5 protein-coding genes and 1 pseudogene are annotated in these 5,495 nt (G+C 61.5%); all 6 read right to left on the reverse strand.

Annotation, left to right across the window (positions count from 1 at the left end; genetic code table 11):
• Window positions 1–286, reverse strand: a pseudogene (locus tag AC1D00_RS24480) (glycine C-acetyltransferase); the annotation flags it as partial.
• A 34-nt stretch (window positions 287–320) separates the two neighbouring features.
• Window positions 321–1,271, reverse strand: coding sequence for a homoserine kinase (locus AC1D00_RS24485; RefSeq protein WP_135178250.1), 951 nt, complete (start codon window positions 1,269–1,271; stop codon window positions 321–323).
• A 26-nt stretch (window positions 1,272–1,297) separates the two neighbouring features.
• The gene (gene thrC, locus AC1D00_RS24490; RefSeq protein WP_135178251.1) at window positions 1,298–2,719 is read right to left on the reverse strand and encodes a threonine synthase; all 1,422 of its coding nucleotides are present in this window, start codon (window positions 2,717–2,719) and stop codon (window positions 1,298–1,300) included.
• 59 nt (window positions 2,720–2,778) lie between these two features.
• Complete coding sequence (locus tag AC1D00_RS24495; RefSeq protein WP_477012421.1) at window positions 2,779–4,089, reverse strand: NAD(P)/FAD-dependent oxidoreductase; 1,311 nt, start codon at window positions 4,087–4,089, stop codon at window positions 2,779–2,781.
• A gap of 63 nt (window positions 4,090–4,152) precedes the next feature.
• Complete coding sequence (locus AC1D00_RS24500) at window positions 4,153–5,031, reverse strand: ABC transporter permease (RefSeq protein ID WP_110116970.1); 879 nt, start codon at window positions 5,029–5,031, stop codon at window positions 4,153–4,155.
• A 38-nt stretch (window positions 5,032–5,069) separates the two neighbouring features.
• Window positions 5,070–5,495 (reverse strand): ABC transporter permease (locus AC1D00_RS24505; RefSeq protein WP_477012422.1); only part of this gene is annotated, 426 nt, incomplete at its 5' end.

Consider the following 5,495-nt stretch of genomic DNA (forward strand, 5'->3'; position numbering starts at 1 on the left):
CGAGTTCGCGGTGCAGGGTTTGCGTACCGCAGATGAAGCGCACGGATGCCATGCCAAACCCGAACTCATCCAGGCCTCGCTTTGCGGCTGCGATGATTTCGGGATGATCGGCGAGACCCAGATAGTTGTTGGCGCAGAGATTGACGAGCTCGCGCTCGGAGGACTGCGAAACCACACGGATCCGGCCCGCCTGCGCGCCAGTGATCACCCGCTCGCGCTTGTAGAGGCCCTCCGCCTGAATTTGCGAAAGAAGCTCGCGAACCCGGTATTCTAGGGTCGGCGCCATCGTATCCCCATCCTCGCTGTCGCAAACTGAACGATCATGATAATGCGAACTCTCCCCGGAGCATGAGCAAGATGCGCTCGAAGTGGCTGGGATCATGTGGCTTGAGGAGCGTAGCCCGCCGCGGCTGGTGCACATCCCAGAGGCGCGACAGCCAAAACCGGAATGCCGCAGCGCGCTGCATGGCAGGAAGCAGCCTGTGTTCGGAGGACGTCAGCGGCCGGGCGCTCTCATAAGCACCCAGGAAAGCGGCGGCTCGCTCGATATTGTGGCGGCGGGTGAGGCCATCGACGCACCAATCGTTGAGGCACACCGCTATATCGAACAGGAACGTGTCGCATCCGGCGAAATAGAAATCAATCACACCGGACAGGCGCCCCTTCTCGAACAACGCGTTGTCGCGGAAGAGATCGGCGTGAATCGGCCCCTTGGGGAGTTGCCTATAGGTCGAGGACAAAGCGAGCTCGTTCTGAAACGCCAATTCAGTCGAGAGCAGCGAGCGCTGTCCGGCGGATACGTAGCGGCCGAGCACCGACACGACCTCGTTCCACCATTGAAGGCCACGCCGATTTGACTGTTGTCGTGGGTAGTCGCTCCCGGCCAGGTGCAGACGCGCCAGGCACTCCCCGACGGAACTGCAATGGGCGGCCGTAGGTTCCACCTCGCTTACACCCGGAAGCCTGTTGACGACCACCGCGGGCCGTTCCCTCAGAGAGTGAAGGATCGCGCCATGTGTGTCAGCAACCGGATCCGGCACGGGCATGCCGCGCACCGCAAGATGCTTCATGAAGTGCAGGTAGAACGGCAGCTGCTCGAATGTGAGGCGCTCGAACAAGGTGAGCACATACCTTGCGCCATCCGTATCGACGAAATAGTTCGTGTTCTCAATTCCGCTGGTGACGCCGCGAACGGAACGAGGCGCGCCAAGACCCAGCGCTCGAAAGAACGCGGCGACCTCGTCGAATGACAATTCGGTAAAAACGGCCATGGCGCAGCAGTTCCCGGTTCGTCCGCTCAGCAGGCCTGCACAATGCGCGCGATGTAGTCCTTGACCGCCTGTGCGTCCGCAGGGAGGACCTTGACCCGTTTCGGCAAGTCTTCGATGCCGTCGAAACGCTCTGGACGATCCGGCTCGCGGCCCAACGCTTCCCTGATCGTCGCAGCGAATTTGATCGGCAGTGCAGTTTCGAGCACGATCATCGGCTCCTCGGGGGAGCCGTGCATATGCGCGACCGTCACACCATCGGCAGTGTGCGGGTCGATCATGGTGTCAAAGCGCTCCCACGTATCACGGATCGTCGCCAGCCTATCGGCATGGGTGCTCCTGCCGCTGCGGAAGCCGAAACGGGCTGCCGCATCGGCGAAGCAGGGATCTTCGCTTAGATCGAAGGCCCCGCGTTCCCTGAGTTGATCCTCAAACAGTAGTTTGGTCCGACCAGCGTCGCGACCGAGCAGGTCGAACACGAAACGCTCGAGATTAGAGGCCTTGGAAATGTCCATTGACGGGCTCGATGTTTCAAGCGTGTCGGTTCGGCTTCGCACGCGATAGATGCCGGTGCGGAAGAACTCGTCGAGCACGTCGTTCTCGTTGGTCGCAAGGACGAGGCGGGATATCGGAAGTCCCATCATCCGCGCGACGTGACCGGCGCAGATGTTTCCGAAGTTTCCTGACGGCACGGTAAAGCTTGCACCTGCCGACCGCCCCTCGGTCGCTTGTAGATACCCATAAAAGTAATAGACGACCTGCGCCAGCAGCCTCGCCCAATTGATCGAATTCACCGCACCGATCTTGTATCGCTGCTTGAATTCCAGATCGCCGGACACACGCTTGACGATGTCCTGGCAGTCGTCGAACACACCATCGATGGCGATGTTGTGGATGTTTTCGTCTTGTAGGCTGAACATCTGAGCTTGTTGAAAGGCGCTCATCCGCCTACGGGGTGACAGCATGAAGACCCGCACCCCCTTCTTTCCGCACATGGCGTATTCCGCGGCGCTGCCGGTGTCGCCGCTGGTCGCGCCAAGAATGTTCAATTCCTGATGCCGGCGCGCCAGCTCGTACTCGAGCAGATTGCCGAGCAACTGCATAGCCATGTCCTTGAACGCCAGCGTCGGACCGTTGGACAATTCCTGGAGGTAAAGACCGTTCTCGAGCTTTCGCAGTGGCGAGATCTTGGGGCTTCCAAAGACCTCGGGCGTATAGGTCTTTTCACAGATTGCCTTCAGGTCGACGGGCGGAATATTGCTGACGTAGAGCGACAGGATCTCGAAAGCCAGGCTGGGGTAGGACAGGCTGCGCCACGCGTCCAGTGTAGCGTCATCCACGCGAGGGTAGGTCTCAGGGACATACAGCCCACCATCCTGGGCCAGGCCCTCAAGCAGTGCCTCGCAGAACTGCTTGCGGCCTGAATGACCGCGTGTGGATACGTAATGCATGGTTCGTCTTCTTTCGGGAGGCGGCAGTGCCTCTGGAATTCACGCTGTGCTGGCGGCTATCACCGACTGGCGCGCCACATCGCGATCCGGTCGTGCATTCGGTAACCCTGGATGAAGGCTGGCATGAACCAGGGATTACCCCGATAGAACGGGATGAAGGCCGGAGGCCGGAAGTCAAAGGCCGTGCGCGCCCGCTCCTCATGTCCCATGAGCTTGTGGGCCGCGTGCATACCGACCCATGGCGCCCAGACCACGCCCGACCCGCAGAAGCCGGTGGCATAGACGACACTGTCCTTCTCGAAGATGCGCGGAATCATGTCGCGGTTCATGGCCACATTGCCGAACCAGCTGTGCGAGAGGCGAACGGCCTCCAACTCCGGAAACAGATTGATCAGGCCCTTGCGGAGAAGCAGCTTCGGAGCGGCGGGATCGCCGACGCGGGAGCTGTCGCGGCCGCCGAGCAAGATGCGTTTGCCGTCCGGTGAGGGCCGGTAATAGAAGCCGACCTCCCGGTTCTCGGTGATCATCATGCGTTTCGGCATCAGCCGCGCCATGACGTCAGGCGCGAGCTCCTCGGTCGCAATGATCCGGCTGCGGACCGGGACCAGCCTGCGGCGCAGGAAGGGCACGGCAGCATCGGTGTAACCGTTGGTGCAGACCAGCACCTGACGCGCCCGCACCGTGCCGGCCGCGGTCAGTACGCGGAAACCGGAGCCATCTCTGTCGATTGAGATGACCGGTGTTCGTCCGTGGACGGTCAACTCCGAAGCGAGTGCCACGCGTAGCAGTTCGGAGTGAAACTTCGCAGGGTGCAGCCCGCCGATGTCCATCCGAACCGTGCCGCCGCGATAGACATCCGTACCAACGTACTTGCGCTGCTCGGCGTAAGGAACCGCATAAGCTTCTATCCCGAGTTTCTTCGCGAGCCTATCCGCAGTACGCGCCATGGCTTCGTATTGTTCATAGCCGAAAGCGCCTTTGAACTGCCCCACCGGCTGGAAGTCGCAGACGAGACCTTCCGTCTTGATGAAATCGTACAGGAATTCGCGAGCGGCCTTGCCTTCGGCCTCGATCGCCAGCGCCTTCTCTTCGCCGAACCGCCGCGTAAGCGTCGCGTAATCCGGACGAATCGTTCCGCTGGTGATTCCGCCGTTGCGCGTCGAGGCCCCTTCACCCGGATCCATCGCATCAAAGGCTGCAACCGAGCGCCCTTCGCGCGCGAGCACCAGACCAGCCGAAAGTCCGGCATAGCCCGCGCCCACGATCAGCACGTCGAGATTCCTGGGCAATGGCTGCTGAGGCAGCGGGGTAAGCGGGGCGGCTTCCCACCAGTAGGGTGTCGCCTTGTCTTCAACTCGCGGCGCGTGCATGGCGCTTGCTCTCATACGTTGCGGGGTGCCCTGTTGCGCGCGGATCGCATTCAGGTCGAACTGTCAAATGTGGTCGTCTCGAACGTCAAGGGCATCTCGGAGGCCGTCGCCGATGAAGTTGAAGCTCGTCACCGCGATCGTGATCGCGGCACCGGGAATGATGGCGAGCCATGGAGCGCTCGCCAGATATTGCTGGGCGCCGTTGAGCATGTTGCCCCAGCTGGGCAGTGGCGGCTGGATGCCGTAGCCGAGGAAGCTGATATAGGCTTCCAGCAGAATTGCGCGGGCGACCGCCAGGCTGGCGGCGACGATGATTGGACCCATGGCATTGGGCAAGATCTCGCGGAACATAATATGCTTCCCGCTGAGCCCCACCATGCGTGCAGCCTGGACAAATTCGCGCTCGCGCAGCGAGCGGACTTCGGCCTCGACGATCCTGGCAGTCTCCATCCAGCTCGTGACGGCAATGATGACGGTGATCATGACGGGACTCGGCCGCAGCGTCGCGGCCAGCGCCAGCACGAGGAAGATCGAGGGATAGGACAGGAAGCCGTCCACGGTTCGCATCAGCGCCGCCCCGACCCAGCCACCGCGATAGCCCGCCGTGACGCCGACCAGGGTGCCGATCAGCGTTGACAGCAACATCGCGGAGAATCCCACCAGCAGCGAGATGCGCCCGGCCATCAAGAGCCGTGCGGCCAAGTCACGTCCCAAGGGGTCGGTGCCGAAGTAGTGCTGACCGCTGAGAGGTGGAGCAAAGCGGGCGCGCAGATCAATATGGAGCGAGTCGTACGGCAAGGCATAGGGGCCTATGACGCACGCCAGCACGAGCAGGCTGATCATCGCGATCCCGGCGAGCGCCAGATGATGGCGCATGAAGCGGTATGCCGCACGGCTGTGCCACCAGCGAGTCGGAGTAGCGTGCGCGGCGATGACGGTCATTTCTGCTGCCTCCTGTTATCAGGCACGAGTCCGCGGGCTCAACCCAGGCGAATACGCGGGTCGACGGTGGCGATGATGATGTCTGCGATCAGGTTGCCCAACACGACTAGGATGGCCGAGAATATCAACAGCCCCATCACGACGGGATAGTCGCTGTAACCGAGACTGTCGAGAAACAGCCGACCCATTCCGGGCCAGGTAAACACCGTCTCCGTGACCAATGCGCCGGTCAGAATGCTGGGCAGCTGCATCCCTGCCAGCGTGATCATCGGCAGCAATGCATTGCCGACGACATGCTTCAGCAAAATGCGGCGTTCGCTGACACCCTTGGCGCGCGCCGTCTTGACGAAATCCTGACTCAATGCATCGAGTGTCGCCGTGCGCATGTAGCGGCTCCAGATCGCGACGTGAACGAGCGAGAGCACCAAGCTCGGCAAAATCAGGTGATGCAGATAGTCCAGAAC

Source organism: Bradyrhizobium sp. P2_E8, from assembly GCF_056403875.1.